The sequence below is a fragment of the Shewanella sp. CAL98-MNA-CIBAN-0140 genome (genome assembly GCF_040309905.1).
GTDB classification, from domain to species: domain Bacteria; phylum Pseudomonadota; class Gammaproteobacteria; order Enterobacterales; family Shewanellaceae; genus Shewanella; species Shewanella psychromarinicola.
Genome location: NZ_JBEOPI010000061.1, coordinates 1 through 14,032, shown reverse-complemented (window position 1 = coordinate 14,032; position 14,032 = coordinate 1). Strand labels below are relative to the sequence as shown.

The following is a 14,032-nucleotide window of genomic DNA, read 5'->3' as shown; positions in this document are numbered from 1 at the left end:
TGGCTCCCCAGACTGGACTCGAACCAGTGACATACGGATTAACAGTCCGCCGTTCTACCAACTGAACTACTGGGGAAGCGTTTTTAGCAATGTATTGCCGAGAACGGAGCGCATAGTAAAACGCTCTGGTAACTGAGTCAACTCGAGTTATAAAAAAAAACGCATTTATGTGCCTAATTGGTTACCAAACACACATCGTGAACGACTTTTGGGCATTTATGTCGATTTTTGAACAATGAAAAGAAAATTAATCACTTACTCTTAAAATTCATTCTTAAGGTGATAACGACGATATTCTGCTGGGGCGCTTATATTTGGTGTCTATGACTGGGTGTTTACGTTGACCTTTTTCAGATATGTTTTGCAAGACGAACGTGTTTATATCCGTTTTCGTTAATAAACTGATTTCGTTTTCGACACTTTTTTTGGAAAGTGCCAGTTAATCATATTGAGTCGACGAAGACCTTGGATGAATAGAGCCATAGAGCCTTGTCATGGCGTATGCTTTCTTATTGCAAGGAGTTTGATACCACAGGTCATATTATAAATATATCGTCGACAGACTTGATGAGGGCCTTTGTGATGTCATTGCGAAAGAGAGAGTCGGACGTGACTGCCAGGTGAGGCGGGGTTATTCGAGTATTGGTATTATCTCAAAAGCCATTGCATGGACGTTGCCAATGATGACAAGCGAGATGGGTCGGGTGATAGTTGTTGAATGAATATTTGAGCTGGCGAGATATGATCGCAATGTTGATCGACCTTCAATGCATTGTTAAGCTATCAGTTAACTAATGATTTAAAATAACAGCTGAACTATTGTCGCTATCTTTCGTATAAATGTGCAAATGTAATTAAATTTCATCACAACTTTCTTACGCTCTGATGAAATTCATTTGGGCGCTACCCCGCAGCAGTATTGAGCTTTCTTGACTTATCCACTAAATCTGTGGATAAACTTGTGGACTTCTACTGTAAATGAGCGGCAATCCCTTGTAGTACTTGAGTCGGACTTAAATTGGTACAATTAATTGGCGATAATTTAAGTTGTTTTTAATCAGTGACATAAAAAAAGCAACTTCTTTTTTTGCTCACTGTTCTGTCAGTTGCAAAATTGTAATCTCTTTGTCATATAGATTGTGTATTAAATTGAGCTTTAGCCTGATTTTTCGGCGTATTAGCGACCTTTCTACCTGATCTAATGATGTTGTTTATTACTTTCATTAAATGACGTTTATTCTGTCATATTGAGGGAGTATCTGACTGATAATGATCTTATATCGCAATAAGATCATCTCACAATATTTTAGCTGCGAGGCCAAGGTTTTTCAGTCAAGGGTTTATCAATGCCCATGCTTATCGATGTAAGTTACCGCTAATACCGTACGATTATGTATCGCCATTTCCCCGTGTTTAGGTATATGATCATCGGTTCAATAGAATAGGAAACCGTGTTGTGTCAGAGTCAGTATTTTCCCTAGAGTCCAAGTTCGAACCCGCGGGCGATCAACCTACAGCGATAAAAAAATTAGTGGATGGCCTAGCATCAGGTGTTGCGAGTCAAACGTTATTAGGCGTAACAGGATCAGGCAAAACTTACACCATAGCCAATGTCATCAAGCAAATGGGCAGGCCCACCATTATTATGGCGCCCAACAAAACCCTTGCGGCGCAACTTTATGGTGAAATGAAAGAGTTTTTCCCACATAACGCCGTTGAATACTTTGTGTCTTACTACGATTACTATCAACCAGAAGCTTATGTACCCGCTTCTAATACCTTTATTGAAAAAGATGCATCGGTTAATGCTCACATTGAGCAAATGCGTTTATCGGCCACTAAAGCGTTATTAGAGCGTAAAGACGTGGTACTTATTGCCTCTGTGTCCGCTATCTATGGTTTGGGTGATCCCGACTCCTACATGAAAATGCTATTGCATTTACGCCAGGGTGATTTTATCGGGCAACGTGACATTCTCATCCGACTCAGTGAATTACAATACAAACGCAATGACATTGAATTAAAACGCGGCACATATCGTGTTCGCGGTGAAGTAATAGACATTTTTCCAGCAGAATCTGAACGAGAAGCGATTCGAATTGAATTATTTGACGACGAAATAGAACGCTTAAGCGAATTTGATCCCTTGACCGGACAGATTAATAAGCGAATAGTTCGCACCACAATTTATCCAAAAACACATTACGTGACTCCGCGAGAAAAAATTATTGCGGCGACTGAAGAAATTAAACAAGAGTTACGGGAACGTCGTCAATATTTACTCGATAACAATAAACTGATTGAGGCTCAGCGGATCACTGAGCGCGTTCAATACGACATTGAAATGATGGTCGAGTTAGGTTATTGCTCAGGGATTGAAAACTACTCGCGTTATTTATCAGGCCGATCCACTGGCGAGGGCCCGCCAACCTTATTAGACTATTTGCCGGCAGACGGCTTACTTATCATCGATGAGTCACATGTGACGGTGCCGCAAATTGGGGCCATGTATAAAGGCGATAGAAGCCGAAAAATGAACTTAGTGGAGTATGGGTTTCGATTACCATCAGCATTAGATAATCGGCCGCTTATGTTTGAAGAATTTGAGCGGTTAATGCCGCAAACCATTTTTGTTTCGGCGACACCCAGCTTATATGAACTTGAAAAAAGTTCCGGCGAGATAGCTGAGCAGGTTGTAAGGCCAACAGGATTGCTCGATCCTGTGCTTGAAGTTCGCCCTGTGGGAATTCAAGTTGACGATCTCTTGTCTGAGATCCACAAACGCGTGGCGGTCAATGAACGTGTGTTGGTCACCACATTAACCAAACGGATGTCAGAAGATCTCAGCGAATATCTTGACGAACATGGAGTGAAGGTGCGTTATCTGCATTCTGATATTGATACCGTTGAGCGAGTTGAGATTATTCGTGATTTACGTCTAGGGCATTTTGACGTGCTGATCGGAATCAACTTATTACGTGAAGGTCTGGATCTGCCTGAAGTCTCATTAGTGTGCATTTTAGATGCAGATAAAGAAGGCTTTTTACGTTCAGAACGCTCACTTATACAGACCATAGGTCGCGCTGCCCGAAATGTTAACGGTAAAGTCATTTTATATGCGGATCGCATCACCAACTCCATGGCTAAAGCCATGGATGAAACTGATCGTCGCCGTGAAAAACAACACCAACACAACATTGACAATGGCATAGTACCGCGAGGGGTAGTGAAAAGTATCACAGATGTGATGGATGTGGGTGGTACTAACTTCAGCAAAGGTACCCGTAAAAATCACTCTAAATATGCCGAAGTGGCAGAAGAGCGAGCGAAATACACCAGCATTGCCGATTTGAGTCATCAAATTGATAAACTGGAAAAACAAATGCATGAACATGCTAAGAACTTAGAGTTTGAGCAAGCTGCGGCCGTGCGTGATGACGTCAAACATTTACGCGATCTCATCATTGTAAATAGTTAATACATTCAGCTGAAACCAAACGGCCACATTATCAATGTCAAGATGTCTAAATCTGGCCGAGGGAGTTAACCAGATGAGATTATGCTTCAGTTAATTGATTAACTTCGTTTCGGTTTGCATTAGTGGTGGCGCACGTAATACCGTGACTATTATTGAAAGCCAACATTTAGTGGGTACAAAAAGTCAGCAATTTGCTGACTTTTTTTGTTTTATTTATCTCATTTGGCGGAAAAAAATCGAGATCTGAGCGAAGCGTTAGTCGCGGGATAATTCAGAGAGCATTCATATTGTTAATATTTAGATCGCTATCTATGAGCCATATCTAACGGTTCATTTACTCACTGAACACCTGCCCAGATTGATTTTATTATTAATGAAATAGCATGAACAACAAAGCCTTATCAGAACAGCTGTGGGTATAAGCTTTACTCGTGGCATTTATGTTAAGTTCATTTATGTTAAGTTCATTTATGGCCATCACCTTGTGACGCCCGCATTAAGATAGGGATAGTCAATGTGGTGAGTAGAAAGGCGATAGCAAGAGGGTAAATATCAAAATAACAGGTCAAACAGTCAATAAAAAACGCGCCAATTGGCGCGTTTATGCAGTTTTATATTATCGAGATAATTAGAAACTGGCTGATCGAGGTGCGCGTGGGAATGGGATAACATCACGAATGTTATTAACGCCAGTCACATAGGAGACTAAACGCTCAAAACCTAAACCAAAACCTGAATGAGGTACGGTGCCGTAACGGCGAAGGTCACGGTACCACCAGTAATCTTCTTGGCTTAAGTCCATTTCAGCTAAACGTGCATCTAATACATCTAAACGCTCTTCACGTTGCGCGCCACCGATGATTTCACCGATACCTGGAGCAAGTACGTCCATCGCTGCAACGGTCTTACCGTCATCATTTAAGCGCATGTAGAAAGCTTTAATGTCTTTAGGGTAGTTTTTAACGACTACCGGTGCTTTAAAGTGCTCTTCTGCTAAATAACGTTCGTGTTCAGACTGTAAATCGATGCCCCATTCGACTGCGAAATCAAACTTTTTACCGCAGTTTTTCAAAATCTCTACCGCATCAGTGTAATCCACTTGCGCGAAATCGCTGCTGACGAATGCCTGCAAACGATCAATAACCGTTTTATCGACACGCTCGTTAAAGAAGGTTAAATCATCCATGCGTTCTTCAAGTACTGCTTTAAAAGCGAACTTAAGCATTTTTTCTGCTAATTCAGCAGCATCGTCTAAGGTTGCAAACGCCACTTCTGGCTCGACCATCCAAAACTCTGCAAGGTGGCGAGTGGTGTTTGAGTTTTCAGCACGGAACGTTGGGCCAAAAGTATACACTTTAGATAATGCACAGGCATACGTTTCGGCGTTCAACTGGCCCGATACGGTTAAGAATGCTTCTTTACCGAAGAAGTCTTTGTCGTAATCAACTTTACCGGCTTCAGTACGCGGCAAGTTTTCCATGTCTAATGTCGACACGCGGAACATCTCACCGGCACCTTCACAGTCAGAAGCCGTGATTAAAGGAGTTGATACCCAAATAAAGCCTTCTTGATGATAGAAACGATGGATAGCTTGGGATAAACAGTTACGTACACGGGCAACTGCACCAATAATGTTAGTGCGAGGACGTAAATGGGCAAGTTCACGTAAATGCTCAATAGAGTGGCGTTTAGCCGACATTGGGTAAGTATCTGGATCGTCAACAAAACCTGTGACCACGATTTCAGATACTTGTAGTTCAAATGCTTGACCGGCACCAGGAGAGGCAACCACTTCACCGGTCATGATAACCGAGCAGCCAGCAGTCAATTTCAATACATCGTCATTGTAATTGGCTAGGCTATTTGGCACGACACCTTGAATAGGGTCGAAACATGAACCGTCATACACGGCCAAGAAAGAGATCCCCGCTTTTGAATCACGACGAGTTCTGACCCAACCACGGACAGTGACTTGTGAACCAATGGCGTGTTCAGCTTTAAATACAGAAGCGACAGATGCAATGCTCATTGTTGCTTAATTCTCCAACATAACGAATATAAATATAAATTTGGCGTTTATCTTACCTTGCTGGTGACTTTTCTCAAGCTGAAAACGCTATTCTATGGTGAATATTGTGATACTTTTGACTAAGTCGGTTAAATATTTGGCGAATTAGCCTTTTATTATCTCGTCAACCAAGGAATAGGGCATGTCTCGTTTAGGTATTATACAAGTGGTGTTGACCATCTTTTCGTTATTAGGCTGGAGTTTAGCCATTTATGCATTGATTATTTTTGGCGAAGCCAGACCAGATCGCGCGGTAGGGTACTTTTTGAGTAAAGGGGTATCGGTGCGATTACATTGGGACCCCGAATTAACCATAAAATTGGAATATCTTATTTGGTGGTGTGCTGGGATCAGTTTTCTCAATCTACTGGTTAACTTTTATGCCAAAACCACGACGCGGATTGGTTTTTGGGTCAATATACCCTTGTTGTTGTTGGTATCACTGTCAGCGGGTTTGTATATTCGTTACTTAGTGTAAATCCACTTATGTATGCTGAGCTTATTAATAGCTCGAAGCTGAATTGATTTTGAAAATAAATCGGTTTTTGGTGCAAACCGTCCATGCACTGTTGTTAATTTACTTCTATATGACGGCACAATAAGTCAATTATTGCTGCTGTTACACCCCAAATAAACTTGTCTTCAAATGGCATAAAGTGCACTTGATAATATGCGCCATGGCGGTAATGAAACATTTTATGACGGTTACTCTGCTCAATAAAAAAACTCAAGGGTACTGAGAAACAATCATCAACTTCACCAGGGTCGATCACCAGTTCAAAGGGCTGTTTGACTAAGGCCACGACAGGGGTGATCTCAAAACCGGTAAAGGTTTTATGGGCAGGGAACAGACCTAAAATATCAACATTTTCTGGGGATAAACCAATTTCTTCGTGTGCTTCACGCAGTGCGGTATGAATAATATTAATATCACCAGGTTCAACTTTGCCGCCTGGGAAGCTAATTTGCCCAGGATGGTGACGTAAATGCATCGGACGTCGGGTTAACATAAGATGCAGTTGTTGCTCTATTTCAATCACAGGGATTAATACCGCTGCTTGGCGGCCAAGATACGATTGGGGCGCAGAAGTAATGGTAGAACGCAGGCGATGCAAGTTATAGCGCAGGGTGAATTCGTGTTTGTTCATTGATATTGGGTATTTCCAATTGTTGGCTCTACGTTAGCTGACATTCGGTATTCGCGTCACTCAATAACCAACAACGCACCGCATATGACCTCAAACAAGCCTATTGTAAGTCTCTATTGTTTCAGCAATTAGAGTAACCATGATCAATCTTAGCAGTGACAACGCCAAGCTAACAGACATTAATAAGATGATTTAACCCTGTTGAGTCCATTGTCGACTTATTGAAGCACATAATATTGGCATGGCTTGAGTTATTAGACGGCAACGTTATGGTGACTTTTCGATGTCAGCATCATAGCCATCAGTATCGAAATAATGACTCGATTAGCTGCGCTATTTTGAGGCATATCACCCATGAGACAGATTAATTAACTGCACTATTTTGTGTATATTGCACCATTAGTGCTCAATAAATAATGTTAAAACAACTGTATTAAATAAACGTTTTAATAGTGACTGTTTAGGATAAGCGATTGATTTAAAATAAAGAGCTCTATTATTTTATTGTCATTAATCTGTATTGTATTTGTTATAATTAACTGGCATGGTAACTGCTGGAATAAATGCAGTTAATTATCACGAGGAAGACAAATATGGGACTGGAGAAGTTGCTGTATTTGCAAGGTGTTGGGGCAGAATTTATCGATTTTTTCGGTAATCTTGTTCATATACCTACTAAGGACAGGCAGGGCATTTTAACCACAATGTTGTTGCCGTCATCTCTTCATCAACACGATCATCTTCACGGAGATAATGATTCTGGCCAGCAGCCATTTGACATGAAGGCTTTTACACAACAACAATTATCAGCGCAACCGATAGCCGCGAGAATCGAGCAACTTGATGTGCTACCTTGGTTGATGCCGCTGCATCAATTCCAATGGTGTGCTATCGATAAACCTCATATTGATATCTATCTGCCAGAGCATTATTCATTTGCCTTTGCAGTGACCGTCAGCGGTGAAAACGTTGACACTATTATTGTTAACGCTGACGTGAGTGATTGTGTTATCACTGGCGAGTATTATATTAACGGCCAGCGCTATTGCCAATATCGATTATTGCTTGATAAATCAAACCTGCATCTAGGCTACTACCAGGCTAGCTTAGCGTTTTTAAATGATCCTGCCCGTACAGAAACCTTACACGGACAATTGATGGTTGCGCCCGCAATGGCTTATCAAGGGCGTTTAGCGCAGAAATCAACAAGCAGTAAACAATCTTGGGGGTTGAACGCTCAACTGTATGCATTACGTAATGATGCTCAATGGGGTATCGGCGATTTTGGTAATTTAGCCGAACTTATTGATTACGCGGCTCAGGCCGGTGCTGATTTTATTCTGCTTAATCCATTACATGCTTTAGACATCAGCCAGCCAAATAACCCCAGTCCATACAGCCCAACAGATCGCCGTCGGTTAAATCCCTTGTACATTCAAATTGAAGCCGTTTATGAGTATAAAGCGTTGAATGGGGAGTTATCATCACAGAAATGGCAACAAAAAAAGCGCGCACTTAATCACGCTCATCTCATTAATTATGAGGAGGTTCAAAGTCTTAAATACGCTGCTTTTGAGAAGTTGTATCAAATATTTAACTATCAACACGTTAAGCTAGAAACCCCTAGGTTCAAAGCTTATCTGGCATTTTTGGCGCAGGATAGAGTGGCGTTGATGCAATTTGTTGATACAGAAATGAAGTTAGCATCAAAAAATTTCACACAAGATGCAGGCTTTTATTTGTATCTGCAGTTTATCGCCAATGAGCAATTACAAGCTTGTCAGTTAAATGCCAAACAGTGTGGCATGAGTATTGGATTGATCCGTGATTTGGCCGTAGGTGCGGTGAGTCAGGGCGCAGAAGTTAGCGCCAATGTGGATTTATTTTGTGATAACGCCAGCATTGGTGCGCCGCCAGATCCATTTGCCGAACAAGGTCAAAATTGGGGCTTAACGCCATTCGACCCGGTAAAATTAAAGCAGGATAATTTTTGTCATTTTATTCAATTGGTTCGCAGCAATATGCAAAATTGCGGGGCATTGAGAATTGATCATGTCATGGGGCTACTGCGTTTATGGTGGTGGCCGCTGGATGAAGAACTAGGTCAAGGGAGCTATGTCTATTACCCGCTTGAAACCTTATTAGCGATTGTTTGCCTGGAAAGTCAACGTGCTCGTTGCATCGTCATTGGTGAGGATTTAGGCATAGTGCCACCCGAAATTGTGTCACTTTTACACGATGCGGGCATTTTATCTAACGAATTATTCTATTTCTGTAAAGATCATCATGGCTTTAAGGCGCCAAAAGACCACAAGTATCAAAGCTTGATGATGCTGGCTAATCATGATGTGCCGACGCTTGCAGCGTGGTGGACGGGTGCCGATTTACGGCTACGGCGTGAGCTAGAGTTGATTGAAACTGATGATAAGTTACAACAAATAATTGTCCAGCGTCAGCTTGAGAAGCAGCAGTTAGTCGATTTACTTATCCGCGAACAGGCGTTTGAGTTACCTACTTTGACAGTGTCAGTGGATCAATTGGACTTTGATAGCATTATGTTGGCTTGGATCCATGTGGCTGCGAAGGGCAATGCTCAATTATTCAGCGTCCAGTTGAGCGACTTAGTCGCCGATAAGCATGGGGTGAATATTCCAGGGACATGGAAAGAGTTTCCTAATTGGCAACGGCGATTACCATTATCAATTAAGCAAATGTCTCAAAGCCCTAAAGTACAGCAACGTCTCGATGCCATAAAGTTTGCTCGGCAAACTCGCAGTAACTATAGCGCTGCAGACACCTCTTCATCCGATAAACACGCCCAATAATGGATCATTGACTATGACTGTAGCGACCCCGTATTTTCATTCAGGAAGCGAAATTGCCTTATTAAATGGTGAATACACAGATGTGTTTTCATTGCTTGGAATGCACAGTATTAATGACGGTAAAGCACTGGTTGTTCGTTGCTTACTGCCAGGTGCGCTGAGTGTTGATGTATTGAGTGCTAAAGACCACCGTAAAGTGGCCAGCCTTGAGCATGTCAATGAACAAGGGTTATTTGCCGGTAAAATTGCTCGTAGAGTTAAGCCGTTTCAGTATTTATTGCGAGTCAAATATCCATTGTGTGAGCAGTTAATCATTGACCCATATCAATTTGATAGTGTATTGGATCCAGATGATGTGTACCTTTTTGGTGAAGGAAGCCAGCTGCAAACCTATCACTTTCAAGGGGCTAATTGGCGCCAGCATCATGGTGTCACGGGTGTCCATTTTTGTGTTTGGGCACCTAATGCGAAGCAAGTGGCGCTGATCGGTGATTTTAATTTATGGGACAAGAAACGCCATGTATTACGCCACCATCCAGGCAGTGGCTTGTGGGATATTTTTATTGCTGATGTTGAACCTGAACAACATTATAAATACGCAATTTGCGACATGCACGGCAATGAGATCATTAAATCCGATCCTTATGCGGTTGCGATGCAACCCTCACCACATAATGCGTCAAAAATTCCAAAACCAGAACACTATGACTGGCAAGATAGTGACTGGTTAACCGACCGAGCAAGCAGTCAGTCTCATGCACAACCGATGTCAATTTATGAAGTGCAATTAGCTTCATGGCGGCGAACGGGCGATGACGGCCAAGATTATACTGACTATACACAGTTAATTGCAGAGCTGGTGCCGTATGTTAAAGAAATGGGTTTTACTCATTTACAATTGATGCCCATCAGTGAGTATCCGTTTGACGGTTCTTGGGGGTATCAACCAGTGGGATTATTTGCCCCTACATACCGCTTTGGTGACGCGAATGGTCTTAAAGCGTTTATTGATGAGTGCCATCAACAAGGTATTGCCGTGTTGCTGGATTGGGTGCCAGCGCATTTTCCTCGCGACCCTCATGGACTTGTTAGGTTTGACGGCAGTTGCTTATATGAACATGAAGATCCACGCAAAGGTGAGCATCCCGACTGGGACACGTTAATTTATAATTATGGCCGCGCGGAAGTGCGCAGCTTTTTATACAGTAATGCCTATTACTGGCTAGACGAATTTCATTTTGATGGTTTGCGCCTTGATGCCGTGTCATCAATGCTATACCTCGATTACAGTCGCACTGCCGACCAATGGGTCCCCAATGAATTTGGCGGCCGCGAAAACCTGCACGCCATCAGTTTTTTACAAGAGTTAAATGCGCGCATGTACCAATCCTTTCCCGGGATTAATATGATTGCTGAGGAGTCCACGGCGTGGCCAGGCGTGACTCAAGCGACCAGTAATAACGGCTTAGGTTTTGGTTTTAAGTGGAATATGGGCTGGATGAACGACACGCTGCGTTACATCAGCAGCGATCCCCTTTTTCGACGCTATCACCATGGAGAACTGACATTTAGCTTAGTGTACGCTTTTACCGAGCAATTTATTTTGTCCCTTAGTCATGATGAAGTGGTACACGGTAAGGGGTCGTTATTGCATAAAATCCCCGGTGATGATTGGCAGAAATTTGCCACCTTACGCGCTTATTACGGCTTTATGTGGTCGCATCCTGGCAAAAAACTGTTGTTCATGGGTAATGAGTTTGCACAACGCAGCGAGTGGAATCATGACCAGAGCCTCGACTGGCATTTATTAACCTATGCACCGCATCAAGGTGTGCAAGATTGGGTGCGCGATCTCAATCAATGTTATCAGCAATACCCTGCGTTATATCAACGCGATCACAATAGTGACGGTTTCCAATGGCTCGACGGTAATAATGCTGACAATAACATTTTAGTGTTTTGTCGTTTTGGCATCAATAAACAGCAGCCAGTGGTGATTGTGGTTAATATGTCGCCACAGGTTTATCACGACTTCAGGATTGGAGTTCCGACCGATCGAGATTATGTGGAGATCATCAACAGTGACCATCGTCATTATGGCGGCAGTCATGTGGTTAATGATGAGGCTTGTGAAACACAAGCTACGCCGTGGCAAGGCATGCCACAAAGTATCGTGATAACAGTGCCACCGTTAGGGTGCTGTTTCTGGGCCCCTGCGCTAGATGAGCTGGATGAACCAACAGCATAAATTGGCGCTCACATAATGGTTTCTACTTCACAAGGGTATGTTATGGATATGACCAGCGGTTATCCTTATCCACTCGGGGCGACACTTGACGATGACGGGGTTAATTTCTCGTTGTTCTCAGCGCACGCCACCAAAGTGGTGTTGTGTATCTTTGACCCCACGGGGCAAATTGAGGTGGCGCAATACATCATGCGCGACCAAACACGGCAAATTTGGCACTGCCATCTATCCGATGCTCAAGCGGGATTACTGTATGGTTACCGCGTTTTTGGACCGTATCAGCCCGAACTCGGTCATCGTTTTAATCATCATAAATTACTCCTCGACCCGTACGCGAAAAAGTTGGTGGGTACGCTGATATATCACTCTGCGCTTTATGGCTATGACATTGATGCTACTAAGGAGGATTTGTCGTTTGATACACAAGATAGCGCGCCATATTTACCCAAAGCACAGGTCATAGATTGTGGATTTGTTAAGGACATTCCGATTACACCCCTTAACATTAGTCTGGCTCGGAGCATTATATTTGAGGCCCACGTTAAGGGATTTACTCAACAACATCCTGATGTCAGCTTACAGCAACAAGGCACCTTTGCTGGGTTAGCAAGCCCGCAGATAGTTGATTATTTGCAAAATTTAGGCATCACCTGCGTTGAGTTATTACCGGTGCATGGTTTCTTTGATGAGCCTTTTTTGATTGAAAAAGGCCTCAATAACTATTGGGGCTATAATAGTATTGCGTTTATGGCGCCACATTCGGCTTATTTATCAGGACAGGGTGATATTGCCGAGTTTAGGCAAATGGTCTCCACTCTTCACTCTGCGGGGATTGAAGTGATCCTCGATGTGGTGTTTAACCATACCGCTGAAGGCAACCATTTAGGGCCAACTTACAGTTTTCGCGGTATCGACAATGCCAGTTACTACCGGTTATTGCCCAATGAAAAACGCTTTAACATTAATGATACTGGCTGTGGTAACACCTTTAACCTCAATCATCCCCAAGTGTTGATGTTAGTCATGGACTCATTGCGATATTGGGTTGAAGTCATGGGGGTAGACGGCTTTCGATTTGATTTGGCCAGTTGTCTCGGCCGAGAGGCCTATGGCTTTGATCCAGGCAGCGGCTTTTTTGATGCTATTACGCAAGATCCCGTGTTGTGCAAGGTGAAGTTGATTGCTGAGCCATGGGACATTGGCCCGGGGGGTTATCAGTTAGGTAATTATCCGGTGGCATTCAGTGAATGGAATGATCGTTACCGTGATGCTATGCGCCGTTTCTGGCGTGGTGACAGTGGCTTATTACCTGAGTTTGCCAAGCGATTTCATGGCTCGAGTGATTTTTTTGAACATAATGGTCGTGGACCCTCAGCCAGCATCAATTTTATCACCAGTCACGATGGCTTTAGTTTGCATGATTTGGTCAGCTACCGCGATCGTCACAATTTGGCAAATAGTGAAGATAACCGCGATGGTCATCAAGAAAACTGCAGCAGTAATTATGGCATTGAAGGCGAATGTGACGATGTGGTTATTAACGCCATTCGAGACCGACAAAAACGTAACTTATTAACCTGTTTATTGTTATCTCAGGGCGTACCTATGCTGTTGGCAGGTGATGAGTCCAGTCAAACACAGCAGGGCAATAACAATGCCTATTGCCAAGATAATCCTATTGGCTGGTTTGACTGGCAACAAATAGATTGGTCGTTAGTTAATTTCACCGCCCAGTTGATTAGCTTGCGAAAACGCTTCCCGATGTTGTGTCATCAAGCGTTTATTCATAAACCGGAAGCCTTATTTGATAACGGCTTAGCGTGGTTTAACCGCCAAGGTGAAGCAATGACAAAATCATATTGGTGTGAACATCATACCCGCACCTTAAGCGTGATTTTAATCGGCAATTTAGCTGATGCAGACGTTGGTGCTGTTGCGGAGAGTACAGAGGCGTTATTGCTGATGATTAATGCCGATGAGTTGCCACATACCTTTGCCCTGCCGCAATTACCCCATCTTCGATATTGGCATTGTTTATTACATACCCAAGACAGTGAGCCTGTTGTTGATGCCAGTCAACACGTTAGCTTAATGAGTCGCAGTTTAATGTTATTTCATACTGAATTTTCCAGGAGCAATTGATGACTACAGCGAAAGACAGTGAGCCTGTGGTTGATGCCAGTCAACGCGTTAGCTTAATGAGTCGCAGTTTAATGTTATTTCATACTGAATTTTCCAGGAGCAATTGATGACTACAGCGAAAGA

7 protein-coding genes and 1 tRNA gene are annotated in these 14,032 nt (G+C 42.9%); 5 read left to right on the top strand and 3 right to left on the bottom strand.

Going from position 1 to position 14,032, the window contains the following annotated elements; translation table 11 throughout:
* Nucleotides 1–76: transfer RNA gene (locus tag AAEY93_RS19760), tRNA-Asn, on the bottom strand.
* A gap of 1,380 nt (nucleotides 77–1,456) precedes the next feature.
* On the opposite strand from AAEY93_RS19760, the gene uvrB reads away from it, so the two are divergent.
* Entirely contained in the window at nucleotides 1,457–3,478 is a 2,022-nt protein-coding gene (gene uvrB, locus AAEY93_RS19755) for an excinuclease ABC subunit UvrB (protein WP_124013062.1), read from the top strand.
* Nucleotides 3,479–4,106: 628 nt separating this feature from the next.
* On the opposite strand, the gene asnS is transcribed toward uvrB, so the two are convergent.
* A complete protein-coding gene (asnS, locus tag AAEY93_RS19750; protein ID WP_101031133.1) occupies nucleotides 4,107–5,507 on the bottom strand; it encodes an asparagine--tRNA ligase in 1,401 nt (466 codons plus the stop codon).
* A 181-nt stretch (nucleotides 5,508–5,688) separates the two neighbouring features.
* Here asnS and AAEY93_RS19745 point away from each other — a divergent pair, with 181 nt between their 5' ends.
* Nucleotides 5,689–6,024 (top strand): hypothetical protein, encoded by a 336-nt coding sequence (locus AAEY93_RS19745; protein ID WP_124013063.1) that lies wholly within the window; start codon nucleotides 5,689–5,691, stop codon nucleotides 6,022–6,024.
* A 94-nt stretch (nucleotides 6,025–6,118) separates the two neighbouring features.
* On the opposite strand, the gene AAEY93_RS19740 is transcribed toward AAEY93_RS19745, so the two are convergent.
* A complete protein-coding gene (locus AAEY93_RS19740; RefSeq protein WP_124013064.1) occupies nucleotides 6,119–6,694 on the bottom strand; it encodes a CoA pyrophosphatase in 576 nt (191 codons plus the stop codon).
* Nucleotides 6,695–7,287: 593 nt separating this feature from the next.
* On the opposite strand from AAEY93_RS19740, the gene malQ reads away from it, so the two are divergent.
* The 3 genes from malQ to glgX are packed head-to-tail and all read left to right on the top strand — an operon-like array spanning nucleotide 7,288 to nucleotide 13,909.
* The gene (malQ, locus tag AAEY93_RS19735; protein ID WP_124013065.1) at nucleotides 7,288–9,519 is read left to right on the top strand and encodes a 4-alpha-glucanotransferase; all 2,232 of its coding nucleotides are present in this window, start codon (nucleotides 7,288–7,290) and stop codon (nucleotides 9,517–9,519) included.
* A gap of 13 nt (nucleotides 9,520–9,532) precedes the next feature.
* A complete protein-coding gene (gene glgB / locus AAEY93_RS19730; protein WP_124013066.1) occupies nucleotides 9,533–11,767 on the top strand; it encodes a 1,4-alpha-glucan branching protein GlgB in 2,235 nt (744 codons plus the stop codon).
* A 42-nt stretch (nucleotides 11,768–11,809) separates the two neighbouring features.
* Nucleotides 11,810–13,909 (top strand): glycogen debranching protein GlgX, encoded by a 2,100-nt coding sequence (gene glgX / locus AAEY93_RS19725; protein WP_233768510.1) that lies wholly within the window; start codon nucleotides 11,810–11,812, stop codon nucleotides 13,907–13,909.
* The last annotated feature ends 123 nt before the right edge of the window (nucleotides 13,910–14,032 follow it).

Coding starts and splice junctions, on each gene's coding strand:
- malQ (WP_124013065.1), top strand. CDS start 7,288: ATGGGACTGGAGAAGTTGCTGTATTTGCAAGGTGTTGGGGCAGAATTT.
- asnS (WP_101031133.1), bottom strand. CDS start 5,507: ATGAGCATTGCATCTGTCGCTTCTGTATTTAAAGCTGAACACGCCATT.
- AAEY93_RS19745 (WP_124013063.1), top strand. CDS start 5,689: ATGTCTCGTTTAGGTATTATACAAGTGGTGTTGACCATCTTTTCGTTA.
- glgB (WP_124013066.1), top strand. CDS start 9,533: ATGACTGTAGCGACCCCGTATTTTCATTCAGGAAGCGAAATTGCCTTA.
- AAEY93_RS19740 (WP_124013064.1), bottom strand. CDS start 6,694: ATGAACAAACACGAATTCACCCTGCGCTATAACTTGCATCGCCTGCGT.
- glgX (WP_233768510.1), top strand. CDS start 11,810: ATGGATATGACCAGCGGTTATCCTTATCCACTCGGGGCGACACTTGAC.